General features: G+C 63.7%; 24 protein-coding genes. 16 read left to right on the forward strand and 8 right to left on the reverse strand.

Translation table 11 applies throughout. The features are described from left to right. The first annotated feature begins 298 nt into the window (after positions 1 to 298). Positions 299 to 2,242 carry an FTR1 family protein gene (locus tag HU770_RS19970; RefSeq protein WP_186665129.1) on the forward strand — a complete coding sequence of 648 codons (1,944 nt, stop codon included), beginning with the start codon at positions 299 to 301 and terminating at the stop codon, positions 2,240 to 2,242. Positions 2,243 to 2,409: 167 nt separating this feature from the next. On the opposite strand, the gene HU770_RS19975 is transcribed toward HU770_RS19970, so the two are convergent. Further along, a complete protein-coding gene (locus HU770_RS19975; protein ID WP_033703312.1) occupies positions 2,410 to 2,655 on the reverse strand; it encodes a TIGR02647 family protein in 246 nt (81 codons plus the stop codon). 69 nt (positions 2,656 to 2,724) lie between these two features. Further along, positions 2,725 to 3,024: a hypothetical protein gene (locus tag HU770_RS19980; RefSeq protein WP_186660536.1), complete on the reverse strand. Its 300-nt coding sequence runs from the start codon at positions 3,022 to 3,024 to the stop codon at positions 2,725 to 2,727. A gap of 147 nt (positions 3,025 to 3,171) precedes the next feature. Between HU770_RS19980 and HU770_RS19985 the strand changes: the two genes are divergently transcribed. Further along, positions 3,172 to 3,834 carry a glutathione S-transferase gene (locus HU770_RS19985; RefSeq protein ID WP_186665130.1) on the forward strand — a complete coding sequence of 221 codons (663 nt, stop codon included), beginning with the start codon at positions 3,172 to 3,174 and terminating at the stop codon, positions 3,832 to 3,834. Between the two features lie 114 nt (positions 3,835 to 3,948). On the opposite strand, the gene argH is transcribed toward HU770_RS19985, so the two are convergent. Then, entirely contained in the window at positions 3,949 to 5,343 is a 1,395-nt protein-coding gene (gene argH / locus HU770_RS19990; RefSeq protein ID WP_033703309.1) for an argininosuccinate lyase, read from the reverse strand. A 308-nt stretch (positions 5,344 to 5,651) separates the two neighbouring features. Between argH and HU770_RS19995 the strand changes: the two genes are divergently transcribed. The 7 genes from HU770_RS19995 to HU770_RS20025 all read left to right on the forward strand — a co-directional run bounded on the left by HU770_RS19995 (position 5,652) and on the right by HU770_RS20025 (position 12,319). Continuing rightward, positions 5,652 to 6,395, forward strand: coding sequence for a LytTR family DNA-binding domain-containing protein (locus HU770_RS19995; protein WP_033703307.1), 744 nt, complete (start codon positions 5,652 to 5,654; stop codon positions 6,393 to 6,395). Between the two features lie 402 nt (positions 6,396 to 6,797). Continuing rightward, positions 6,798 to 7,739 (forward strand): hydroxymethylbilane synthase, encoded by a 942-nt coding sequence (hemC, locus tag HU770_RS20000; protein ID WP_186660532.1) that lies wholly within the window; start codon positions 6,798 to 6,800, stop codon positions 7,737 to 7,739. Next, the gene (locus HU770_RS20005) at positions 7,736 to 8,503 is read left to right on the forward strand and encodes a uroporphyrinogen-III synthase (RefSeq protein ID WP_186665131.1); all 768 of its coding nucleotides are present in this window, start codon (positions 7,736 to 7,738) and stop codon (positions 8,501 to 8,503) included. The genes hemC and HU770_RS20005 overlap by 4 nt, the downstream gene beginning before the upstream one ends. Positions 8,504 to 8,548: 45 nt before the next feature. Beyond that, complete coding sequence (locus tag HU770_RS20010) at positions 8,549 to 9,649, forward strand: uroporphyrinogen-III C-methyltransferase (RefSeq protein WP_047582865.1); 1,101 nt, start codon at positions 8,549 to 8,551, stop codon at positions 9,647 to 9,649. Then, a complete protein-coding gene (locus tag HU770_RS20015; protein WP_186665132.1) occupies positions 9,646 to 10,884 on the forward strand; it encodes a heme biosynthesis protein HemY in 1,239 nt (412 codons plus the stop codon). Before HU770_RS20010 ends, HU770_RS20015 begins: the two co-directional genes overlap by 4 nt. Positions 10,885 to 11,116: 232 nt before the next feature. Further along, positions 11,117 to 11,617 carry a disulfide bond formation protein B gene (locus tag HU770_RS20020; protein WP_033703301.1) on the forward strand — a complete coding sequence of 167 codons (501 nt, stop codon included), beginning with the start codon at positions 11,117 to 11,119 and terminating at the stop codon, positions 11,615 to 11,617. Positions 11,618 to 11,848: 231 nt separating this feature from the next. Then, positions 11,849 to 12,319: an Rsd/AlgQ family anti-sigma factor gene (locus HU770_RS20025; RefSeq protein WP_033703299.1), complete on the forward strand. Its 471-nt coding sequence runs from the start codon at positions 11,849 to 11,851 to the stop codon at positions 12,317 to 12,319. 9 nt (positions 12,320 to 12,328) lie between these two features. Here the strand turns inward: HU770_RS20025 and HU770_RS20030 are convergent, their stop codons facing one another. Continuing rightward, a complete protein-coding gene (locus HU770_RS20030; RefSeq protein WP_033703297.1) occupies positions 12,329 to 12,979 on the reverse strand; it encodes an FKBP-type peptidyl-prolyl cis-trans isomerase in 651 nt (216 codons plus the stop codon). Positions 12,980 to 13,207: 228 nt separating this feature from the next. On the opposite strand from HU770_RS20030, the gene HU770_RS20035 reads away from it, so the two are divergent. Further along, positions 13,208 to 14,278, forward strand: a complete 1,071-nt coding sequence (locus HU770_RS20035) for an AlgP family protein (RefSeq protein WP_186665133.1) — start codon at positions 13,208 to 13,210, stop codon at positions 14,276 to 14,278. Here HU770_RS20035 and HU770_RS20040 read toward each other — a convergent pair. Then, entirely contained in the window at positions 14,254 to 14,736 is a 483-nt protein-coding gene (locus tag HU770_RS20040; protein ID WP_186665211.1) for a TIGR02444 family protein, read from the reverse strand. The genes HU770_RS20035 and HU770_RS20040 overlap by 25 nt on opposite strands. Positions 14,737 to 14,786: 50 nt before the next feature. Here HU770_RS20040 and abc-f point away from each other — a divergent pair, with 50 nt between their 5' ends. From abc-f to HU770_RS20055, 3 genes are all read left to right on the forward strand, one after another. Further along, entirely contained in the window at positions 14,787 to 16,697 is a 1,911-nt protein-coding gene (abc-f, locus tag HU770_RS20045; protein ID WP_186660524.1) for a ribosomal protection-like ABC-F family protein, read from the forward strand. Beyond that, positions 16,697 to 17,284, forward strand: a complete 588-nt coding sequence (locus tag HU770_RS20050) for a mechanosensitive ion channel family protein (protein ID WP_186660514.1) — start codon at positions 16,697 to 16,699, stop codon at positions 17,282 to 17,284. The genes abc-f and HU770_RS20050 overlap by 1 nt, the downstream gene beginning before the upstream one ends. Positions 17,285 to 17,408: 124 nt before the next feature. Further along, positions 17,409 to 18,041, forward strand: a complete 633-nt coding sequence (locus tag HU770_RS20055) for a LysE family transporter (protein ID WP_033703291.1) — start codon at positions 17,409 to 17,411, stop codon at positions 18,039 to 18,041. Between the two features lie 77 nt (positions 18,042 to 18,118). On the opposite strand, the gene HU770_RS20060 is transcribed toward HU770_RS20055, so the two are convergent. Beyond that, complete coding sequence (locus HU770_RS20060) at positions 18,119 to 18,871, reverse strand: slipin family protein (RefSeq protein ID WP_027595137.1); 753 nt, start codon at positions 18,869 to 18,871, stop codon at positions 18,119 to 18,121. A 2-nt stretch (positions 18,872 to 18,873) separates the two neighbouring features. Continuing rightward, the gene (locus HU770_RS20065; RefSeq protein WP_186665134.1) at positions 18,874 to 20,214 is read right to left on the reverse strand and encodes a nodulation protein NfeD; all 1,341 of its coding nucleotides are present in this window, start codon (positions 20,212 to 20,214) and stop codon (positions 18,874 to 18,876) included. A gap of 97 nt (positions 20,215 to 20,311) precedes the next feature. Here HU770_RS20065 and HU770_RS20070 point away from each other — a divergent pair, with 97 nt between their 5' ends. The 3 genes from HU770_RS20070 to HU770_RS20080 all read left to right on the forward strand — a co-directional run bounded on the left by HU770_RS20070 (position 20,312) and on the right by HU770_RS20080 (position 21,782). Continuing rightward, complete coding sequence (locus HU770_RS20070) at positions 20,312 to 20,770, forward strand: YbaK/EbsC family protein (RefSeq protein ID WP_033703289.1); 459 nt, start codon at positions 20,312 to 20,314, stop codon at positions 20,768 to 20,770. Between the two features lie 61 nt (positions 20,771 to 20,831). Then, on the forward strand, positions 20,832 to 21,074 hold the full coding sequence (locus HU770_RS20075) for a DUF2789 domain-containing protein (protein ID WP_186665135.1): 243 nt from the start codon (positions 20,832 to 20,834) through the stop codon (positions 21,072 to 21,074). Positions 21,075 to 21,143: 69 nt separating this feature from the next. Further along, a complete protein-coding gene (locus tag HU770_RS20080) occupies positions 21,144 to 21,782 on the forward strand; it encodes a hypothetical protein (protein WP_033703287.1) in 639 nt (212 codons plus the stop codon). A 6-nt stretch (positions 21,783 to 21,788) separates the two neighbouring features. On the opposite strand, the gene HU770_RS20085 is transcribed toward HU770_RS20080, so the two are convergent. Next, positions 21,789 to 22,226, reverse strand: a complete 438-nt coding sequence (locus HU770_RS20085) for a CBS domain-containing protein (protein ID WP_033703285.1) — start codon at positions 22,224 to 22,226, stop codon at positions 21,789 to 21,791. Positions 22,227 to 22,311: the final 85 nt, after the last annotated feature.

Here is a 22,311-nt window from a genome sequence, read left to right on the forward strand (position 1 = left end):
GGGTGGAAGGGGGGCGGTGGCAAGCCTTGAGGGTTGTGGGTAGGGTTTGACGACAGAGCCGCGGCGCCTTTGAGATCGAGCGCCGCCCGCGCGGCGCTCGATCTCAAGGGCGCTGAAACTCTCACGGCGAACACCTGACATGGGCAGCAGTAAGCCATTGTCCAATGCTCCAGCACGGCATAGTGCTTGGTGGATCAAAAAGCGCTTTCATTTCACGATCAATCCCCTCCTGTTTTGTCACAAGATTTTTCATGAAATCTGCCCACAAACCTTGAGAGAAGAAGAGTGGAAGTGAACAATGTTCTCTTTCGCATTCCCTCCGAGACTGGCCATGAATACCCATTCCCGTCTGCTTGCCTGGCTGCCTGCTTTACTGCTGGGCCCAATGCTGGCGCTGTGCAGCACCCTGGCGTTGGCCGAAGCCCCTGCCGAGGCTACCAAGGCCCTGCACTTGCTCGACTACATGGGTGCCGACTACCCGCCGACCGTGCGCGAAGGCAAGGTGATCGACGAGGGCGAGTACCGCGAGCAACAGGAGTTCAGCGCGGTCCTGGCCGACCTGGTCAAGAACCTGCCGGCGCATGCCGAACAAGCCGCGCTGGTACAGGGCGTGCAGGCGTTGCGCCAAGCCATCGACCAGCGTCAGGACGGCGCCGCTGTCGCTCGACAGGCCCGTCAGTTGGGCGCACGCCTGGCGGTGGCCTACGAGGTCAGCCAGGCTCCGGTGATTACCCCGGACCCGGCCCGTGGGGCTTCGCTGTATGCGCAGAACTGCGCGATCTGCCATGGCGATAGCGGCGCCGGCGATGGCCTAGCCGGCGTTGGCCTGGAGCCGCCGCCGGCCAACCTGCGCAGTGTCGAACGGCTAGACCAGCTGAGCCTGTTCGACCTGTACAACACCCTCGGCCTGGGCATCGAAGGTACCGAGATGCCATCGTTCGCCGACCAGCTCGACGAGCGTCAGCGCTGGGACGTGGCCGCCTTTGTGGCCAGCTTCACTGCCAACCCCGAGGCGGCCAAGGGCGATAAAGCCTGGAACCTGGCAGACCTGGCGCGCCAGACCCCGGCCGAAGTGGCGGCCAACGAAGGCGCCGATGCAGTAGCGGCGTTTCGCGCCCAGCGTGCCCAGCCGCCGCAAGCCAAACGCGGCCCGGCGCAGTTGCTCGAATACACCGCCAGCACCCTGGACAAAAGCCTGGCGGCCTACCGCGAGGGCGATCACGACCAGGCCTATGACCTGTCGGTAGCCGCTTACCTGGAAGGCTTCGAGCTGGTGGAAAGCTCGCTGGACAACATCGACACCCAGGCGCGCAAGGACACCGAAAAAACCCTCATGGCTTACCGCCAGTCGCTGCAGGACGGCTTACCTGTGGCCCAGGCCGAGCAACGGCTGGCCGAAGCCAAGGCCAAGCTCGACCAGGCCGCCAAGCTGTTGGGCAGTGATGGCCTGAGCTGGTCGCTGAGCTATATCTCCGGTTTGCTGATTCTGCTGCGCGAAGGCCTTGAAGCGATTCTGGTGCTGGCGGCGATCCTCGCCTTCCTGCGCAACACCGGCCAGCAGTCGGCGGTGCGCAGCGTCAACGTCGGTTGGGGCCTGGCGCTGGTCGCAGGTTTTGCCACCTGGGCCTTGGCGGCTTACGTGATCGACGTCGGCGGTGCCCAGCGCGAGCTGCTGGAAGGCTGCACAGCGCTGTTTGCTGCGGTCATGGTGCTGTGGCTCGGGGTGTGGATGCACGACCGCCGCCACGCCGCTGCCTGGCAGGACTACATCAAAAGCAGCCTGGTCAGTGGTGGCGGGCGTTTCGGCTTTGCCATGCTGGCGTTCTTCTCGGTATACCGCGAACTGTTCGAAGTGATCCTGTTCTACGAGACCCTGTGGCTGCAGGCCGGGCCTGCTGGGCATCAGGCCGTGCTGGCGGGGGGCGCCACGGCGTTGGTGCTGCTAGTGGGGTTGGCGTGGGTGATTCTGCGCGGCTCGGCCAAGCTGCCGCTGTCGCTGTTCTTCAGCATCAACGCCGCGCTGCTGTGCGCGCTGTCGGTGGTGTTCGCCGGGCATGGCGTGAAGGCGCTGCAGGAAGCCGGGGTGCTGGGCACGCGGCCGGTGGCGTTCTTCGAGTTCGACTGGCTGGGCATTCATGCCGATGCCTATTCGCTGGCAGCGCAGGCAGTGGCCTTGCTGGCCATCGTGTTCCTGTACGGGCGCTCGTGGCTGGCAGAGAAACGCAGGGCGGCGGCCAACTAGCAAAGGTGTGTAAACCCCCTGTAGGAGCGGCCTTGCGTCGCGAACGGGCCGCGAAGCGGCCCCAGGATTTCAGCAGCGCTGCACAAATTGCCGGGGCCGCGTTGCGGCCCTTTCCGACCGCACCGGCGCCCCGACAAGGCCGCTCCTACAAGGCTTGCGGCAGTCTGTCAGGCCGGTTGTGGCGCCTTGAGAATGTTCTGCAGCAGTTGCACACTTTCGACGGCGTCATGACCCAGGCTGGTCAGGTAGCCACCATCGGGTTGATCGGTCAGCCCTTTTTCGTGCAGGCGTTTAGCTGCCGCGATGAGTTTAGTGGGGGCTTGGCTGTTTATCTTGATGCCTTCCTGGCTGCTGTCGTGCTTGAACAGCGCAAGTACTTCCAGTTCATCGATCAGCTCGGGGGTAAAGGACATGGCGACTCCTGACTTCCAGACGAGGATGGCGGCACCTTCATGGGTGCCTGACCTTCGAGTGTAGTCGGGTTATTCGTCGTCGCCTTGATCCATCTCAGGTGGCAGCTCGGGCAGGGCACGCAGGGCGTTTTCATACCATTCGCTGTTGAACGCGCGGTCTTCCACCAGCATGTTGTCGATCTCGAAGGCCAGCACATGGGCCATCAGGTTGAGGATATCCTCGCGCGCATAGCCAACCAGGGTGAGTTTGTTGAAGGTGGCCTTGGCCGCTGGCGGCTCGTCGCTTTCGATCTGGTTCTCGATGGCCTGGGTCAGCGTTGCCTCGGCGAAGGCTTCGTCGTCATTGTCGATGTCGGTGGGCTCGCTCATGGCGGTACTCCTGTGATTGGGCATACAGTTTGCCACGCCTGTGGCGGCAATGTCCGGTCATTGACCGGGTGCATGACGCTGGTCAGGCGCAGGCTGAGGGGCTATAAAAGCCGGGCCATCCCCATACGGCCTGGAGGCTGTTACCCCATGCTCAAGCTTCACGGATTCTCAGTCAGCAACTACTACAACATGGTCAAGCTGGCGCTCCTGGAAAAAGGCCTGCCTTTCGAGGAGGTCACCTTCTATGGCGGCCAGGCGCCGCATGCACTGGAAGTCAGCCCACGGGGCAAGGTGCCGGTGCTGGAAACCGACCACGGCTTCCTCAGCGAGACCAGTGTGATTCTCGACTACATCGAGCAGACCCAGGGCGGCAAAGCGCTGTTGCCTGCGGACCCGTTCGAGCAGGCCAAGGTGCGCGAGCTGCTGAAAGAAATCGAGTTGTACATCGAGCTGCCGGCACGCACCTGCTACGCCGAGTCGTTCTTTGGCATGGCGGTAGAGCCGTTGATCAAGGAGCGCGCGCGGGCCGACCTGTTGGCGGGCTTTGCCACGCTCAAGCGCAATGGTCGCTTCGCGCCGTATGTGGCGGGTGAGCAGCTGACGATTGCCGACCTGATGTTCTGCTTCTCGGTCGACCTGGCTTACGCGGTGGGCAAGAAGGTGCTGAACGTCGACTTCCTGGCGGATTTCCCGCAGGCCAAGGCATTGTTGCAGCGAATGGGCGAGAACCCGCACATGGCGCGGATTTTGGCAGACAAGGAGGCGTCGATGCCGGCCTTCATGGAGATGATTCGCAGCGGCAAGCGCTGAGGTGTGCACAAGCGTCAAGCCTGCCCCACAGGGTTCCGTTAAATCAACGAGTTAGCGGTTTCTCTGTGGGGGAGGGCTTGCCCCGCGAACGAGGGCAAAGCTCTCGCCATGGCCTTAGCGCGAAGCCAGCAAGGCTTGGCCGCGTACCACCGCCGCACGCACTTGCGCCGGCGCGGTACCACCAATGTGGTCACGGGCATTGACCGAGCCTTCCAGGGTCAGCACGGCGAACACGTCCTGCTCGATCTGGTCGCTGAACTGGCGCAGTTCTTCCAGGCTCATCTCGGCCAGGTCCTTGCCGGTGTCCACACCATACTTCACGGCATGGCCGACGATTTCGTGGCAATCACGGAACGGCAGGCCACGGCGTACCAGGTAGTCGGCAAGGTCGGTGGCAGTCGAGAAGCCACGCAGGGCCGCTTCGCGCATGATCGCGTGCTTGGGCTTGACCGCGGGGATCATGTCGGCAAAGGCACGCAGCGAGTCGCGCAGGGTATCGGCGGCGTCGAACAGCGGTTCCTTGTCTTCCTGGTTGTCCTTGTTGTAGGCCAGCGGTTGGCCTTTCATCAGGGTCAGCAGGCCGGTCAGCGCGCCGAACACGCGGCCGCTCTTGCCACGTACCAGCTCCGGTACGTCCGGGTTCTTTTTCTGCGGCATGATCGAGCTGCCGGTGCAGAAGCGATCAGGCAGGTCGATGAACTGGAACTGCGCGCTGGTCCACAGCACCAGCTCTTCGGAGAAGCGCGACAGGTGCATCATGGCGATGCTCGCGGCAGCGCAGAATTCGATGGCGAAGTCGCGGTCGGAAACGCCGTCCAGCGAGTTGCCAGACACGTCCTCGAAGCCCAGCAGCTTGCAGGTGAGCTCGCGGTCGATCGGGTAGGTGGTGCCTGCCAGCGCGGCGCTGCCCAGGGGCATGCGGTTGGTGCGCTTGCGGCAGTCGACCAGGCGCTCGTAGTCGCGGCTGAGCATTTCGAACCAGGCCAGCAGGTGGTGGCCGAAGGTGACCGGCTGGGCCGTCTGCAGGTGGGTGAAGCCGGGCATGATGGTGTCGGCTTCACGCTCGGCCTGCTCCAGCAGGCCCTTCTGCAAGCGGGTGATTTCGGCCAGGATCAGGTCGATCTCGTCGCGCAGCCACAGGCGGATGTCGGTGGCCACCTGGTCGTTTCGGCTACGGCCGGTGTGCAGTTTTTTACCGGTGATGCCGATGCGATCGGTCAGGCGTGCCTCGATGTTCATGTGCACGTCTTCAAGCTCGACGCGCCAGTCGAAGTTGCCGGCCTCGATCTCGCCCTGAATGGTCTTCAGGCCATCGATGATGGTGTCGCGCTCGGCATCGCTGAGCACGCCGACCTGCGCCAACATGGTGGCGTGGGCGATCGAACCCATGATGTCGTGGCGGTACAGGCGCTTGTCGAAATCGACCGAAGCGGTGAAACGGGCGACGAAGGCGTCGACGGGCTCACTGAAGCGGCCGCCCCAGGACTGATTGGTCTTGTCGGTGCTCATGGATTCACTCATTGCAGGCGTGAACGAAAAAGTGGCAACGATGATAGCAGGGTTGGGCTTGCTGCCGCAGGGCGCCGGTCGAGAGAAATGACCCGAAAACGGCAGGCAGACACGCACACAAGGATTTGCAGGATTGAACGGCAGTGTTCCATGGACCGTCTACAGTTGGACAGAGGACTGGCAGTGAATCTGCCGGCCGAGTGAATCTTTGGCCATCGCACCGGTCTAGAGCGTGACCGCAGTGTCGCTCGAACCACATCTGTCTACGCTATACCTGTGCGAGACTCATTCAGGAATCCAGCGCAATTATGAATGTCCTGATCGTTGATGACGAACCCCAAGGCCGTGAACGCCTCAGTAGGCTGCTCGGCGAACTGGAGGGTTACACCGTGCTGGAGCCTAGCGCCACCAACGGCGAGGAAGCCCTGGCGCTGATTGAAAGCCTCAAGCCTGATGTCGTCCTGCTCGACATCGGCATGCCCGGCCTGGATGGCCTGCAGGTTGCCGCTCGCCTGTGCGAACGCGAGGCGCCGCCGTCGGTGGTGTTTTGCACCGGTGACGACGAATACGGCACCGAGGCTTTCAAGGACAGCACCCTCAGCCATGTGACCAAACCCTTCCAGCCCCAGGCGCTGCGTGATGCCTTGCGCAAGGCCGAGAAGCCCAACCGCGCCCAGTTGGCGGCGCTTACCCGGCCTGCCAATGAAGGCGGAGGCCCGCGCAGCCATATCAGCGCGCGAACGCGAAAAGGCATCGAGCTGATTCCGTTGCCCCAGGTCATCTATTTCATTGCTGACCACAAATACGTGACCTTGCGCCACGAGACCGGGGAAGTGCTGCTCGATGAGCCGCTCAAGGCCCTGGAAGATGAATTTGGCGATCGCTTTGTGCGCATCCATCGCAACGCGCTGGTGGCCCGCGAACGTATCGAACGCCTGCAGCGCACGCCGCTGGGGCATTTTCAGCTGTTTCTCAAGGGTCTTGACGGTGATGCGCTGACCGTCAGCCGGCGCCACGTGGCTGGCGTGCGCAAGATGATGCAGACGCTCTGACCCGCTGTGCGCTGCCTGTTGTAGGAGCGGCCTTGCGTCGCGAAAGGGCCGCGAAGCGGCCCCAGGTTTTCAGCTTCGCCGCACAGATAGCCGGGTTCGCGAAGCGGCCCCAGGTTTTCAGCTTCGCCGCACAGATAGCCGGGTTCGCAAAGCGGCCCCAGGTTTTCAGCTTCGCCGCACAGATTGCCGGGTTCGCAAAGCAGCCCCAGGTTTTCAGCTTCGCCGCACAGATAGCCGGGGCTGCTGCGCAGCCCTTTCGCGACGCAAGGCCGCTCCTACAAACAGCCATCCGTGGGCACAAGCACAACAGCCACCCCCACCGCACCGCCTTTGACCCGTATCTGCTAGCGATGCCATCGGAGCTGTTATCATCGGCGGTATTTCTCTGCATCGGGGCGTTCCATGTCCACTCGCGAAATCCGCATTGCCACCCGTAAAAGTGCCTTGGCCCTGTGGCAGGCCGAATACGTCAAAGCCCGCCTCGAGCAGGCTCACCCTGGGCTGATCGTGACCCTGGTGCCCATGGTCAGCCGCGGTGACAAGCTGCTCGACGCGCCGCTGGCGAAAATCGGCGGTAAGGGCCTGTTCGTCAAAGAGCTTGAAACCGCCCTGCTGGACAACGAAGCCGACATCGCCGTGCATTCGATGAAGGATGTGCCCATGGACTTCCCCGAAGGCCTGGGCCTGTATTGCATCTGCGAGCGCGAAGACCCGCGCGATGCGTTCGTTTCCAACCGTTTCGAAAGCCTTGAAGCCTTGCCCGCCGGCAGCATCGTCGGTACCTCCAGCCTGCGCCGTCAGGCCCAGTTGCTGGCGCGCCGCCCGGACCTCGAAATCCGCTTCCTGCGGGGCAACGTCAATACCCGCCTGGCCAAGCTCGATGCCGGCGAATATGACGCGATCATCCTCGCTGCGGCCGGCTTGATCCGCCTCGGTTTCGAAGACCGCATCACCTCCAGCATCAGCGTCGACGACAGCCTGCCAGCGGGCGGCCAAGGCGCGGTGGGCATCGAATGCCGCAGCGCTGACCGCGAAATCCATGCGCTGCTGGCGCCACTGCACCATCTCGACACCGCCGACCGGGTGGTGGCCGAACGGGCATTGAACAAACACCTCAATGGCGGCTGCCAGGTGCCGATCGCCTGCTACGCGGTACTTGAAGGCGACCAGCTGTGGCTGCGTGGCCTGGTCGGCCAGCCCAGCGGTGGCACCTTGCTGGTGGCCGACGCCCGGGCGCCGCGCGCAGCGGCTGAGGCGTTGGGCGTGCAGGTTGCCGAAGACCTGCTGGGCCAGGGCGCCGAAGCCATCCTCAAGGAAGTCTATGGCGAGGCCGGGCACCCGTGAGTGATTGGCGCCTGTTGCTGACCCGGCCTGCCGATGACTGCACAGCACTGGCGCAACGGCTGGCGGCGGCGGGGGTGGCCAGCAGTTGTCTGCCGCTGCTGGCGATAGACGCTGTCGCCGTGGACGAGCGGCAACGCCAGTTGCTCGCGGGCCTGCAGGGCTTTCAGGCAATCATCGTGGTCAGCAAGCCGGCAGCCAGGTTGCTGCTCGAACGGCTGGCCCAGGCCGGGCTACAGCCACCGGCTCAAGGCTGGTTCACGGTGGGCGAGGCGACCGCAGCGGTGCTGCAGGGCGCGGGCCTTGAGGTGGCCTGCCCAGCGCAAGGTGACGACAGTGAAGCCTTGCTCGCGCTGGCGGCCCTGCGCGAGGCTATCGGCGTGCCTGCGCCGCGTGTCTTGATCGTCCGCGGCGTCGGAGGTCGCGAACTGCTGGCAGAGCGTCTTGCAGAGCAAGGTGCTAGTGTCGATTATCTGGAACTGTATCGTCGCAGCCTGCCGGAATACCCGGTGGGCACCTTGATGCGTCGCATCGAAGCGGAACGCCTCAATGGCCTGGTGGTCAGCAGTGGGCAGGGCTTTGAACACTTGCAGCAGATGGCCGGCGCCGATTGGCCGCAGGTCGCGCGTCTGCCGCTGTTCGTGCCGAGCCCGCGGGTTGCCGAGCAGGCCAGGGCCGCCGGGGCCCAACAGGTTGTGGATTGCCGTGGCGCCAGTGCCACGGCCTTGCTGGCAGCCGTGCAGCGCAGCGCTGCACCTGCCTCTTAAGGCGCTAAGCTGAACGCCAAGCGCCCCCATGCAAAGGATGGATACGTGAGCGAAACTGTCTTGTCCAATAATGATCAGCCGTCGGCCCAGACGCCGGCGGACCCCGTCACCGCCCCACCTGCCAAGCGCTCCGGCAGTGGTCTGGCAGCACTGGCCCTGCTGCTGGGAGCGGCCGGGGTCGCAATAGGTGGCTGGGGTGTCTGGCAGGTGCGTCAACTGCAAGGCAACGAGTTCAACCAAGGGCAGCACCTTGAAGCGCTGAACCAGCGCGCCGAAGCGCTGCAGCAGCGTGAGCAGCAGATCAGTGCACAGTTGGCCAGCCTGCCGGCCGCCAGCGAGCTGGAAGACCGCCGCCGGCTGGTCTCGCAGCTGCAAGGCGACCAGCAGCGCCTCAGCCAGCGCCTGGAAACCGTGCTTGGCGAAAGCCGCAAGGAATGGCGCCTGGCAGAGGCCGAGCACTTGCTGCGCCTGGCCACCCTGCGCCTCTCGGCCCTGCAAGACATCACCAGTGCCAAGGCGCTGGTCGAAGGCGCCGACGAAATCCTGCGCGAGCAGAGCGACCCAGGCGCCTTCGCCGCCCGCGAGCAGTTGGCACGCAGCCTGGCAACGCTCAACAGCACCCAGCAACCCGATCGCACCGGCCTGTACCTCAAGCTGGCCGCGCAACGTGAACTGGTGCAGCAACTCAGCGCCCAGTCGCCCGAGTTCGACAGCAACGCCGATGCCCTTGGCGCGCTGACTGCCGACGGCGATGGCGCCAGCCGCTGGTCGCAGTGGTGGGCGGAAATCTCCAAGTACTTCCAGATCGACTTCAACGCCGATGACAACGTGCGGCCGCTGCTGGCCGGGCAGTCGCTCAACCAGTTGCGCCTGGCCCTCAGCCTGACCATCGAGCAGGCCCAGTGGGCGGCGCTCAACGGCGAGGCCAAGGTCTACACCCAGGCGCTGGATGATGCGCGCTCTGTGCTGTTGGCCAACTTCAACGCCGACAACCCGCAGAGCAAGGCCATGCTCGACAGCCTCAACGCCCTGGCCGAGCAGCCGGTGTCTGTCGTCACCCCTGACCTGAGCGAGAGCCTGGCCTCGGTGCAGGCCTACATCCAGCGCCGTCACCTGCCGGCCGAGGGTGAAGGGGGCAAACCATGAAGCGGGTCTACCTGCTGGCCGTGCTGGCGATCGTGATCGCCGCTGCGCTGGGTATCGCGGTGGCCAAGCACAGTGGCTATGTGTTGATCTCCTATGGCAGCTTCCGTTACCAGTCGGGGCTGTGGGCGGCATTGGCCGGGCTGATCGCCGTAATCGCCGTGCTCTGGTTGCTGCGCTACCTGGTCGGCCTGGTGCTGACCTCCAGTGGTGTGGTCAACCCGTGGTCGCGACGCAACCGCAGCCGTCGCATCCGGGTGGCCATCGAGCAAGGCCAGTTGGACCTCGCCGAGGGTCGCTGGGCCAGCGCCCAACGCCATCTGCACCGCGCCGCCGAAGCCGAGCGCCAACCCTTGCTGTACTACCTCGGTGCCGCCCGCGCGGCCAACGAGCAAGGCCGCACGGCAGACAGCGACCAGTTGCTCGAGCGTGCTCTGGAGCGTCAGCCGCAGGCCGAGCTTGCCATTGCCCTGACCCATGCCCAGTTGCAGATGGACCGCGGTGATACCGACGGCGCCCTGGAAACCCTGCTGGCCATGCACGAGCGACACCCGCAAAACGGCCAGGTACTGCGCCTGCTGCAACGCCTGCACCTGGGGCGCGGCGACTGGTCGGCGCTGATTCGTCTGCTGCCTGAGCTGCGCAAGGGCAAGGTGCTGCCGGCCGATGAGCTCGCCGAACTGGAAAAACGCGCCTGGGGCCAGAACCTGAACCTGGCGACGACCCGGGGCGAAGATGCGCAAAGTGCGCGTCAGGCCCTGGAGCGCGCCTGGCAACAGCTTACCGCCGCCCAGCGCCAGGAACCGCAACTGGTGCTGGCCTATGCCGAGCAACTGCGGCAGGTGGGCGCCCAGGGCGAGGCGGAGCAGGTGTTGCGCACCGCCCTCAAGCGCGAATACGAAAGCCACCTGGCCCGTTTGTATGGCCTGGTGCGCGGTGATGACCCGGCACGTCAGCTACAGGCTGCCGAAGGCTGGCTTAAAGCCAACCCTCAAGACCCGAGCCTGTTGCTGACCCTCGGCCGCCTGAGCTTGCAAAACCGCCTGTGGGGCAAGGCGCGTGACTATCTGGAAAGCAGCTTGCGGATGGAACGCAACCCGGAAACCTGCGCCGAGCTGGCCCGCCTGCTCGCCGGCCTTGGCGAGACCGAGCGCAGCAACCAGCTGTTCCAGGAAGGCCTTGGTTTGCTGGATGAGCGTCTGTTGGCGCTGCCGTTGCCAGAAGCCGTACGCGCCTGAACCTTTGCCTGAACCACCCCTGAGCCTGCGCCGAAGTGCGGATTCAGGGGCTGGGTAACTTGTCTGGCAATGTAAGTTAGATCTGCAATCCATTTCTTAAGACGTTTCCTACTTCCAGAATGGAAACTTCCTTTGCTATTCAGCGACTTGTCGTCCCTGTAGTGCCTTGAAACAAAGCGGTTGTTTCCTCTACCGTTTCAAGCCACTTCATTCCCCGGGACCACCATTGCCCATGCTGCCGGCCCGTTTACGTACTTTCTTTGTCCCTGCCTGCCTGGCCTCGTTGGCGGTGCTGGTCGGGTCCTATTACCTGGAATATACGCTGGGGCTGATACCGTGCCCGTTGTGCTTCACCCAGCGCCTGCTGTTGGGCCTGTATGCGATGCTTTGCCTGGGCGCAGTGGTACAGGCGCCTTCGACCAGCCGCGGTTACACGCGGGCGCTGCTGGCCTGCTCGCTGACGGGGGCGCTGCTGGCCGCCCGGCATGTCTGGCTGCAAGGGGCGAGTGGGGCGGTTCATGTATGCCCGGCGCCGATCTGGCGGGTGTTCGAGCAATCCTGGCGCGAGGCTGCCCGGCAGTTACTGCTGGGTGGGCCGGATTGCCACTCGCTGACCTGGAGTTTTTTCGACCTGACGCTGCCTGAATGGAGCCTGTTGGCGTTCCTGTTGCTGGCTGCGCTGCCCTTGAGCCACCTGCTGGCGTATCGTTTCCGCACCCTGGCCGGTACTTGACCTGGCGCACGCCTGGGGCGCCATCGCGACCAATGGCGTTGCCAGGGGGTATTAAACACTTGTATGAACTTTGTCTGCTGAGTACCTTGATGGTCAGCACGCGCGGGAATAATCTCCCAGCACGCATACCGAAAATACAACTGCTCGATGCCGTCCTGCTGATGTCACCTTTGTGCTGCGCGGTCGTGGTGCGAGGTGCAGCGGCATCTACCCAGAAGGGAAGAGATCGCCATGCTCGATAGTTGTCAGAACGCCCAGGAACGCTGGGGCGGGGTTCATAAGCTGATCGACCGTTGGCTTTTGGAGCGCCAGGAGCTGGTGCAGGCTTTCCGCGCGTTGCGCGACGCCAAGCCGGCCTTCGCCGACAAGGACAAGAACCGCGATTTCTGTGCGGTCCTGGTCGACTACGTGTCGGCCTGGCACTTCGAGGTCAGCGAACAGTTGGTCAGCGAAGCCAAGGCCTTCGGTGATACGCGTGGCCTTGAACTGGCCACACAGATCAACCCACGTATCGATGACAGTACCCAGATCGCCCTGGCATTCAATGACCATTGCGAGAAGGGCGAGTGCAAGGACCCGGAGCGCTTCGCCGAAAAACTGGCCAAGCTGGGCGGCCTGCTGCACGAGCGCTTCGAGCTGGAAGATTGCCTGATCGAGGTGCTGCACAACGCGCACAAGGAAGAGGGCGCAGTCGAAGCCTGAGGCTTGGCGTCAGTCGCCAACTGCCAGCAGTTCGATCTCGAATACCAAAGGCGTATAGGGTGCGATCAGGTCACCCGCGCCCTCTGCGCCGTAGGCTTGTGCCGACGGAATCACCAGGCGCCATTTGGCGCCTGCATGCATCCGAGGCAAGGCCACCTGCCACCCCTCGATCACCGAGCCCAGGCTGAACCACTGCGGCTGTTGGTTCTGATCGAACACCGAGCCGTCCGGCAACCTGCCTACGTAACGAACCTGTACCTTGCCCCCCGCTTTGGGCTGTGCCCCGGCGCCACTTTGCAGTTCGCTGTAGAGCACGCCTTCGGGTAGCTCATGCACACCGGCCCGTGCCCGCTCGTTGGCCATGAAGCGTGTTTCCACCGCCTTGAGCTTGTCTGCCTCGGCCTGCTCCGCCGTGCTGTCTGCCTGCGCCTCATGCTGCTGCAGCACGGCCTGCATGCGTGCCTTGTCGAGCTTCAGCGGCTGCCCTTGATAGGACTGGCGCAGGCCTTCGACCAAGGCGTCCAGTTGCAAGCCAGGCATCTCGGTGCGCAAGCGCTCGCCCAGGCTGGCGCCCAGGCTGTAGGCCAGGTCGTGGTCATCCGCATTGGCCAGGGCGAAGGGCGCCACCAGGCACAAACCTAAAACAAGAAAACGAGGCATGGGCAGTTCCTGCGCAATGAGCGGGCCGTTACAGCCAACATCGGGGTGGGCCAGTATCTGCCAAATATGAGCAACGCTTAATTCAGCAACTACACTTTCACGGAGCTGCAAGATAACAACTTTGCCCAGGCATGCAACGCGGCGTAAATATTACTGTCAACATGCCCTAGCGGCGGTAGCAGCAGAAGCATAGTATGAGCCGCAATCTCGTCAGCCAGGAGGTAAACCATGTCGGCCAAAAAGAAGCCAGTAAGTACGCCGTTGCACCTGCTCCAGCAACTTTCGGGCAGCCTGCTCGAACATTTGGAAGATGCCTGCTCGCAAGCGCTGGCTGATGCGGAAAAACTGCTGGCCAAGTTGGAAAAGCAACGGGGCAAGGCACAAGAGAAACTGCACAATGGTCGCCTGAAAATGCAGGACGCGGCCAAGGCAGGTAAAGCCAAGGCGCAGTCCAAGGCCCAGAAAGCCATTGGTGAACTTGAAGGGTTGCTCGACTCGCTCAAGGACCGCCAGACCCAGACCCGCACCTATATCCAGCAACTCAAGCGTGATGCCCAGGACAGCCTGAAGCTGGCCCAGGGTGTGGGCAAGGTGCGTGAAGCCGCTAGCAAAGCGCTGGACCAGCGCGCCGTAGCCGCCAAGGCTGCAAAACCGGCCGCTGCCAAAGCCCCGGCGAAAGCCGCCGCTACCAAGCCAGCCGCTCGCACCGCCGCCAAGCCAGCCGCCAAAGCCGCCACTGCCAAGGCGCCAGCCAGAGCTGTCGCTAAACCCGCTGCCGCCAAGGCGCCAGCCAAAACCGCCGCCGCCAAGCCTGCGGCCAAGCCAGCCGCCAAACCAGCCGCTGGCAAAGCTCCGGCCAAGGCTGCTGCTGCCAAACCCGCAGCCAAGCCAGCTGCTGCCAAAGCCCCGGCCAAGGCTGCTGCTGCCAAACCCGCAGCCAAGCCAGCTGCTGCCAAGGCACCCGCCAAGGCCGCTGCCGCCAAGCCTGCAGCCAAACCAGCCGCTGCCAAAGCCCCGGCTAAAACAGCAGCGGCCAAACCTGCGGCCAAGCCTGCGGCGAAACCGGCCGCTGCCACCAAGGCACCCGCGCGTGCCGCCGCCAAGCCCGCTGCAAAACCGGCGGTGAAAGCAGCCGCCAAGCCAGCTGCAGCCAAGCCAGCGGCCGCCAAGCCAGCCGAAACCAAGCCGGCCACGGCTGCCACCAGCACGCCTGCTGCCGCGACCAATTCGGCCGCCCCGGCCCCGGCCGCTTCGGCACCTGCCAGCACCCCGGCTCAGGCGCCGTCTTCGGCCTCCTGAAGCGCTGCCGCCGCGACGCGCAATTGATGCAGCGCGCGGTGTTCTCGGGCCTGGTCCGGCGCTAGCCGGGCCAGCCAGTCGTCCGTGGGCTCGTGAGAGTCTGCGGGCCACTGTTGCGAAAGCGCCTGCAAGCGTTCCAGCAAGGTCTTCTCGGCCTGCAGTTCCAGCCCCTTTACCTGCTCACGCAATGCCGCCAACAGCGCATCGTTGTGCGCTGCCGTGCGCCATTGTTGACGCAGGCCACGTAACGGGGCTACCACCTCATGCTGCCAAGGTTGGGCGATATCAACCAGGGCTTGCGCGCGCTGCTCAGTCACGGCCACGCCGCGTGCTTGCAGCCAGGTCGCACAGAGCAACAGGCAAACGTCACCGCCCAGCGCTTGCACGCCAAGGCAGGCCTCTTCCACGCCGGGCCTGGCATACAAGGCCAAGGCGTGATTCCACAGGTCGGTGCACATGATTCCACTCACGCTACGGGTCGAGGAAGCTGGTAGACTCCGCGACCATCATGATCAGACTATCCAACCTCACTTTACAGCGTGGTCCGCAGCGCTTGCTAGAAGGCGCCGAGATGACCTTGCACGCCGGCCACAAGGCCGGTTTGATCGGCGCCAACGGCGCCGGAAAATCCAGCCTGTTCGCCTTGCTGCGCGGTGAGCTTTCGCCCGATTCCGGCGACTGCCAGCTGCCCGGCGACTGGCGCATAGCCCACATGCGCCAGGAGGTCGACACCCTCGACCGCTTGGCCGTGGACTATGTGCTCGATGGCGACGTGCGCCTGCGCAAGGTGCAGGCCGAGCTTGCCGTGGCCGAAACGGCGCATGACGGCACCGCCCTGGCCCGCCTGCACAGTGAGCTGGAAAGTGCCGACGGCTATACCGCCGATGCCCGCGCGCGCAAGCTGCTGGCAGGCCTGGGTTTCACCAACGAGCAGATGGACCGCCGTGTCGGTGACTTCTCCGGTGGCTGGCGGATGCGTCTGAGCCTGGCGCAGGCGCTGATGTGCCCGTCCGACCTGCTGCTGCTCGATGAGCCCACCAACCACCTGGACCTGGATGCGATCCTCTGGCTGGAAGACTGGCTCAAGGGTTACCCCGGCACCTTGCTGCTGATTTCCCACGACCGCGATTTCCTCGATGCCGTGGTCGACCACGTGCTGCACGTCGAGCAGCGCAAGCTCAACCTGTACAAGGGCGGTTACAGCGCGTTCGAGCGCACCCGTGCCGAGCGCCTGGCGCAACAGCAGCAAGCCTACGAGAAGCAGCAGGCCCAGCGCGCGCACATGGAAAAGTACATCGCCCGCTTCAAGGCGCAAGCCACCAAGGCCCGCCAGGCACAGAGCCGAATCAAGGCCCTGGAACGCATGGAAGAACTGTCGGCGGCGCATGTCGATTCGCCGTTCGATTTCGTCTTCCGCGAATCGCAGAAAATCTCCAGCCCGCTGCTGGACATGTCCGAGGGCTGCCTGGGCTATGGCGACAAAGCCATCCTGGAGAAGGTCAAGCTGCAGCTGGTGCCGGGCGCGCGCATCGGCCTGCTCGGCCCCAATGGTGCGGGCAAGTCGACCCTGATCAAGAACCTCGCCGGCGAGCTGGCACCGCTGTCGGGGCGCCTGGTCCGTGGCGAGAACCTGGCCGTGGGTTATTTTGCCCAGCACCAGCTCGACTCCCTGGACGACAAGGCCAGCCCGCTGCTTCACCTGCAGCGCATTGCCCCCACAGAGCGCGAGCAGACGTTGCGCGACTTCCTCGGCGGCTTCGATTTCCATGGCAACCGTGTCGACGAACCGGTGGTGAATTTCTCCGGCGGCGAGAAGGCCCGGCTGGCCCTGGCGCTGATCGCCTGGGAGCGGCCGAACCTGTTGCTGCTGGACGAACCGACCAACCACCTCGACCTGGAAATGCGCCTGGCCCTGACCATGGCCCTGCAGGAGTTCGCCGGTGCCGTGGTGGTGGTTTCCCACGACCGTCACCTGCTCAAGAGCACCACCGACGACTTCCTGCTGGTGGCCGACGGCAAGGTCGGTACCTTCGATGGCGACCTGGAAGACTACAGCCGCTGGCTGCTTGACTACCGTCAGCGCAGTGCGCCGGCCAGTAGCGCCCCAGCCAACCCGGACAAGACTGACAAGAAGGCCCAGCGCCAGGCGGCAGCGGCCTTGCGTCAGCAGTTGGCACCGCACAAGAAAGCGGCCGACAAGCTGGAGGCCGAGCTCAACCAAGTGCACGGCCAGCTGGCCGAGATCGAGACCGCGCTGGGCGACAGTGGCGTCTACGAGGCGGCGCGCAAGGATGAACTGCGTGACCTGCTGGCCCGGCAGAGCAAGCTCAAGCAGCGTGAAGGCGAGCTGGAAGAGGGCTGGATGGAAGCCTTGGAAACCCTCGAAAGCATGCAGGCCGAGCTCGAGGCGCTGTCCTGATGGAGGCGTTGCGCTCGCTGCTGCCGGGGCAATGGATGGATACCTTCTGGCTGGGGTTGCAGATTCTGCTGATCCTGGCCGCCGCCTTCGTGCTGCAGCGCGTCATCGCCCGTGGCCTCAGCCGTCTGGGCCAGCGTTATCCATTGCCGCCGGAGTTGCTGGTGCCGGTGCGTGGCAGCCTGCGCTGGTTGATCATGGGCAGCGCACTGCTGTTCGTGCTGGAGCGCATGGGGGTTTCTGCGACGGTGCTGTGGACGGCGCTGTCCGGTTTCGTCGCGGTGGCCGCGGTGGCCTTCTTCGCCATGTGGAGCGTGCTTTCCAACCTGCTGTGCGCAGTGTTGATCTTCACCGTCGGGCCGTTTCGCATCGGCGATGTGGTGGAGTTGGTCGATACCCTGGACAAGCCTGGGGTCAAAGGCCGGGTCATAGCCATCAACCTGCTGTTCACCACGCTGATGGAATTGCCCGAGGCGGGCGGGGCGCTGGTGCAAGTGCCCAACAGCCAGTTCTTCCAGAAGTCGGTGCGGCGCTGGCGGGGGGCTGAAGTGCAGGGCCTGAACAGGGACTTGTCGAGCGAGTCTGACTGACCCCCTGACATTGGCCAGCAAAGAGGCCGCTACAACCCCCGCACACACTCAAAAAATCGCTGGTTATTTTTTCACCAACACCTTAGCTTAACGTTTTGCAACATATGTTCGAGCGAGGTGTGTGATGTCGATGGAAGTGTGGTTGGGCTTCTTTGCTGCGTGTTGGGTGATCAGCCTTTCACCGGGGGCCGGGGCGATTGCCTCGATGTCCAGCGGCCTGCAGTACGGTTTCTGGCGCGGTTACTGGAACGCCCTGGGCCTGCAGATTGGCCTGATTGTGCAGATCGCCATCATTGCCGCCGGCGTCGGCGCCATCCTTGCTGCGTCCGCCACTGCCTTCACGATCATCAAGTGGTTTGGCGTCGCCTACCTGGTGTACCTCGCCTACAAGCAATGGCGTGCGTTGCCGATGGACATGAGCGACGAGCCTGCCGTACGCCCCATCGGCAAACCGCTGAGCCTGGTGTTCCGTGGTTTTCTGGTCAACGTCAGCAACCCCAAGGCCTTGGTGTTCATGCTGGCGGTGCTGCCGCAGTTCATCAATCCCCATGAAGCGCTGCTGCCGCAGTACGTGGCAATCACCGTGACCATGATCACCGTCGACATGCTGGTGATGGCGGGTTACACCGGCCTGGCTTCGCGCGTGCTGCGCCTGCTGCGTACGCCCAAGCAGCAGAAGCGGCTGAACCGTACCTTTGCCGGGTTGTTCCTCGGCGCGGCGACCTTCCTGGCGACCCTGCGCCGCGCGCCTATCTGAAAAAAGCCCGCGAGTGATGGCACCGGCTTCGCCGGTGTTCGCGGGGCAAGTCGGATCGCCGCACCGCCGCTCCCCCGCTATTTCGGTTTTTCCACAAACCCCTTGAGCAAATCCAACGGCAGCGGAAACACGATGGTCGAGCTCTTGTCTCCGGCTATCGCCCCCAGCGTCTGCATATAGCGCAACTGCATGGCTCCCGGCTCCTTGCTGAGCATCTGCGCCGCCTGCATCAGTTTCTCGGACGCCTGCAATTCCCCTTCGGCATGGATCACCTTGGCCCGCCGTTCACGTTCGGCCTCTGCCTGGCGTGCGATGGCACGCACCATCGATTCATTGAGGTCGACGTGCTTGATCTCGACATTGGCCACTTTGATGCCCCAGGCATCGGTTTGCGCATCCAGCACTTGGCGTATGTCGGCGTTGAGCTGCTCGCGTTCGGCCAGCAGCTCGTCCAGTTCGTGCTTGCCGAGCACTGCGCGCAAGGTGGTCTGGGCCAGCTGGCTGGTGGCGACGAGAAAGTCCTCGACCTGAATGATTGCCTTCTGGGGGTCGAGCACGCGGAAGTACAGCACCGCATTGACCTTTACCGAGACGTTGTCGCGGGTGATCACATCCTGCGGCGGCACATCCAGCACGACCGTGCGCAGGTCTACCCGGACCATCTGCTGGATGACCGGGATCAGCAAGATCAGCCCCGGCCCTTTGACCTGCCAGAAGCGCCCGAGCTGGAACACCACGCCGCGCTCGTACTCTCGCAAGATACGGAACGCCGACAGCAACAGCACGCCCAGCAGCATCAGCAGGGCGCCGAAACCCAATTGCATGAACATCGTCATTCTCCTTGCGCCGAAGGTGCAGCGGCGCTTACCTCCAGCATCACGCCGCGACGCGCCATGACGCGCACGTGTTGGCCAGGTTGCAGTGGCGTCGCGCACTGTACCTGCCACTGTTCGCCCTGCGCCTGTACCGAGCCGCAGTACGGGTTGTCTGCCAGCACCTGGGTGACGGTGACCAGGCTGCCGACCAGGCCGGCATCACCGCTGACCAAGGCGCGTTTGCGCGCTTTTAGCGCCATGCCCAGCACGCCACCGATGAACAGCGCCGAAAGCAACGCCAGGCTGGCGATCAACGCCAAGGGGATGCCAAAGCCGGGGGCATCGGTATCCATCAAGATGACCGCACCGACCACGAACGCAACGATGCCGCCAAAACCGACCACGCCGAAGCTGGGCAAGAACGCTTCGGCGATCATAAAGGCCAGCCCAAGCAAAATCAGCGCGACTCCGGCGTAGCTCACCGGCAGCAACTGCAGGGCATACAGCGCCAACAGCAGGCAGATGCCGCCGATCACGCCGCCAACGGCGGAGCCAGGGTTCATGAACTCGAACAGCAGGCCGTACACGCCGACCATGATCAGCATCAGCGCCACGCTGGGGTTGGTGATCACCGCCAGCAAGCGCGTGCGCCAGTCCGGCAGGTGCTCGACCAGACTGGCATCGCGGGTGTGCAGTTGCCGTGGTTGGCCGGCAACCTCCAGCGTCTTGCCATCAAGCTGGCGCAGCAGGTCGGGCAGGTTGTTCGCCACCAAGTCGATCACCTTCAGTTGCATGGCCTCGTTGGCAGACAGGCTGACCGCTTCACGCACCGCCTTCTCCGCCCAATCGGCATTGCGCCCGCGCAGCTGCGCCAGGCCCCGTATGTAGGCGGCGGCGTCATTGACCTGTTTGCGGGCGAGGGTTTGCGCATCGTCACCGGGTCTGGCCTTGTCGTCCTTGGGGGCGCCGCCGATCTGCACCGGTGTGGCAGCCCCCAGGTTGGTCCCTGGGGCCATGGCTGCAACATGACTGGCATAGAGGATATAGGTGCCGGCACTGGCAGCCCGCGCCCCGCTGGGGGCGACGAAGCTTGCAACTGGCACGGGGCTGGCGAGTATTGCCTTGATCATCTGGCGCATGGCGCTGTCCAGGCCGCCGGGCGTATCCATGCGAATGACCACCAGTTCCGCGCCCTGCGCCTGGGCCTGGTCCAGGCTGCGCACCAGGTAGTCTGCACTGGCCGGGCCGATGGCATCGTCGATGCTCAACACCCAGACCGCTCCGGGCGCGGCCTGGCCGCTCGGCGTCAACCCGAGCAGCATCAACAGCAACAGCCAGCGCCACCAGCGAGCGGCCACCTGTCGTCACCTCGTTCGCCTCTATTACACAAGTTTAGTCATGGCTGGCGGCCCAAGGCCTAAAATTGAAGATTGGGGGTAACTGCGGAGGTGCATCATGCGCATGGCAAAGACGCTGCAGGCTCGCCTGGACAAGGCCAACTGCGACTACGACATCATTCCCCATCCACATTCGGCCACCAGCCTGGAATCGGCCCGCACGGCCGGCGTGCCCGCCGAGCGTGTCGCCAAGTCGGTGATGCTCGATGACCGGCATGGCAACTACATCATGGCCGTGCTACCGGCCAACCGGCACCTGGACATGAGCAAGGTACGCATGTCCGGCGCCTGGCAACTGACCCGCGAAAGCGGCTTGCCGAGCCTGTTCGGTGATTGCGAACGGGGCGCGGTACCGGCGCTTGGCGATGCCTACGCCATAAAAATGATGCTCGACCCGACCCTTACCCGCCAAGGTGATGTCTACCTGGAGGCAGGTGACCACGATCACCTGATCCACATGAGCATGGAGCAGTTCATGAAGCTGGTACCGCACGCCGAAGTGCGTGAGCTGTGCTGATGTTCTCAAACCAATGCCGGGCGGGCGTCGTAGACGGCCTGGCCGGCTTTCAGGAGGAACCATGGAAGCACCTACCCACCCATTTGCAGACCTTTTCAAACAGCTGGGCTTGCCTGACGATGCCTTGAGTATCGATCAATTCATCACCAGCCATTCACCGCTGCAAAACGACATCAAGCTGGTGGATGCCCCGTTCTGGACCGACGCCCAGCGCAGTTTCCTGAAGGACAGCATCAATGAAGATGCCGATTGGGCGGTGCCCTTCGACCAACTCAACGAAGCGTTGCGTCGCCCCCGAAAATAAAGCGCCGAGCGGCACCTGACGAGTGATTGGCCGTTGCTATGCTCAGGAAAACAATAAGGGGATAGCGCGATGAAAGATCCCTACGCACCAGGCTTCTGGTGCTCCGTGACGATCCTGGGCACGCTGACGGCCAGTTACTTCTATGGCATCAGGCAGACGCAACAGATGAACCAGGCGGTGCAGTTTCTCTACGCCGCCGCCGCGGTCACCGTGGCGGTTGCGCTGGTGGCGCTGACCTGGATCGCCTGGCAGCACTTGCACCTGAACAAGCGCGAAGTGATTCAGGGGCGAACGTTGCTGACCATCTGGAACACCAAGGTGGCCCTGCGCCGGGTCGAAACGGTGTTCGACCGCTATTTCTGGGGTAGCTACTGGCATTCCGGGCGTACGTTCGAAGAGGTCATGGGCGAGCTCAAAGGCACGCCCCTGGAGCAGAGCCTGGATGCCCTCAAGCGCCAGTGCCGGGCGCTTGACCGCGAAATCCACGATCACCAACACCATTGGCTGGCCAACGCGCGGGACTTGTCCAGTGTGGCGGCGGCCATGGCCCGTGAGCGCTACCAGCTCGACCTGGGCGAGCCCACCTGTACCGGCAACGGTACCACCGCAGTGCTCAATCGCGACCTTGAAGTGCTGGTGTATACCTGGTCGGCGCGCCTGCGCAGCTTCGACCATCAACTGGACGAACTGGAGCGCGCCTACCATTGACGCGGTTCATTCGCCGCGGATGTACTGCTCCAGCTGCAGGATCAGGTTGGCCTGCTCGGCAATGGTTTCCTTTACCAGGTCGCCGATCGACAACAGGCCGAGCAGCTCGCCGTTGCTGACCACCGGCAGGTGACGCAAATGCAGGTTGGTCATCTGGTTCATGCAGTATTCCAGGTTGTGCTTGGGTTCGACCGTGATCACCGGGGCGCTCATGATCTCGCGCACCGGTGTTGCCGCTGACGAACGGCCCTTGAGCACCAGCTTGCGGGCGTAATCGCGTTCGCTGACGATGCCCACCACCTGGTTGTTCTCCACCACCGGCAGTGCGCCGATATTCTTCTCCGCGAGCAGCTTGAGCGCCTCCAGCACCGAGTCGTCAGGGCCGATGGTGTAAACGGTCTGGTGTTTCGACTTGGTTTTGAGGATTTGTTCGACGTTTTTCATACGGGCCTCTGCGGTGGAAAAAGCGTTGTCTCCAAGTAAATAAAGCATCCGGCACGGCGCTCTGCACGGCAATGCAGGAAACGGC

This window comes from Pseudomonas sp. SWRI68 (assembly GCF_014269165.1).
Lineage (GTDB): Bacteria > Pseudomonadota > Gammaproteobacteria > Pseudomonadales > Pseudomonadaceae > Aquipseudomonas > Aquipseudomonas capeferrum.

Coding starts and splice junctions, on each gene's coding strand:
- hemC (WP_186660532.1), top strand. CDS start 6,798: ATGTCCACTCGCGAAATCCGCATTGCCACCCGTAAAAGTGCCTTGGCC.
- HU770_RS19985 (WP_186665130.1), top strand. CDS start 3,172: ATGCTCAAGCTTCACGGATTCTCAGTCAGCAACTACTACAACATGGTC.
- HU770_RS20020 (WP_033703301.1), top strand. CDS start 11,117: ATGCTGCCGGCCCGTTTACGTACTTTCTTTGTCCCTGCCTGCCTGGCC.
- HU770_RS20015 (WP_186665132.1), top strand. CDS start 9,646: ATGAAGCGGGTCTACCTGCTGGCCGTGCTGGCGATCGTGATCGCCGCT.
- HU770_RS20025 (WP_033703299.1), top strand. CDS start 11,849: ATGCTCGATAGTTGTCAGAACGCCCAGGAACGCTGGGGCGGGGTTCAT.
- HU770_RS20070 (WP_033703289.1), top strand. CDS start 20,312: ATGCGCATGGCAAAGACGCTGCAGGCTCGCCTGGACAAGGCCAACTGC.
- HU770_RS19975 (WP_033703312.1), bottom strand. CDS start 2,655: ATGTCCTTTACCCCCGAGCTGATCGATGAACTGGAAGTACTTGCGCTG.
- HU770_RS20075 (WP_186665135.1), top strand. CDS start 20,832: ATGGAAGCACCTACCCACCCATTTGCAGACCTTTTCAAACAGCTGGGC.
- HU770_RS19970 (WP_186665129.1), top strand. CDS start 299: ATGTTCTCTTTCGCATTCCCTCCGAGACTGGCCATGAATACCCATTCC.
- abc-f (WP_186660524.1), top strand. CDS start 14,787: ATGATCAGACTATCCAACCTCACTTTACAGCGTGGTCCGCAGCGCTTG.
- argH (WP_033703309.1), bottom strand. CDS start 5,343: ATGAGCACCGACAAGACCAATCAGTCCTGGGGCGGCCGCTTCAGTGAG.
- HU770_RS19995 (WP_033703307.1), top strand. CDS start 5,652: ATGAATGTCCTGATCGTTGATGACGAACCCCAAGGCCGTGAACGCCTC.
- HU770_RS20035 (WP_186665133.1), top strand. CDS start 13,208: ATGTCGGCCAAAAAGAAGCCAGTAAGTACGCCGTTGCACCTGCTCCAG.
- HU770_RS20055 (WP_033703291.1), top strand. CDS start 17,409: ATGTCGATGGAAGTGTGGTTGGGCTTCTTTGCTGCGTGTTGGGTGATC.
- HU770_RS20080 (WP_033703287.1), top strand. CDS start 21,144: ATGAAAGATCCCTACGCACCAGGCTTCTGGTGCTCCGTGACGATCCTG.
- HU770_RS20040 (WP_186665211.1), bottom strand. CDS start 14,736: ATGTGCACCGACCTGTGGAATCACGCCTTGGCCTTGTATGCCAGGCCC.
- HU770_RS20050 (WP_186660514.1), top strand. CDS start 16,697: ATGGAGGCGTTGCGCTCGCTGCTGCCGGGGCAATGGATGGATACCTTC.
- HU770_RS20030 (WP_033703297.1), bottom strand. CDS start 12,979: ATGCCTCGTTTTCTTGTTTTAGGTTTGTGCCTGGTGGCGCCCTTCGCC.
- HU770_RS20085 (WP_033703285.1), bottom strand. CDS start 22,226: ATGAAAAACGTCGAACAAATCCTCAAAACCAAGTCGAAACACCAGACC.
- HU770_RS20060 (WP_027595137.1), bottom strand. CDS start 18,871: ATGTTCATGCAATTGGGTTTCGGCGCCCTGCTGATGCTGCTGGGCGTG.
- HU770_RS19980 (WP_186660536.1), bottom strand. CDS start 3,024: ATGAGCGAGCCCACCGACATCGACAATGACGACGAAGCCTTCGCCGAG.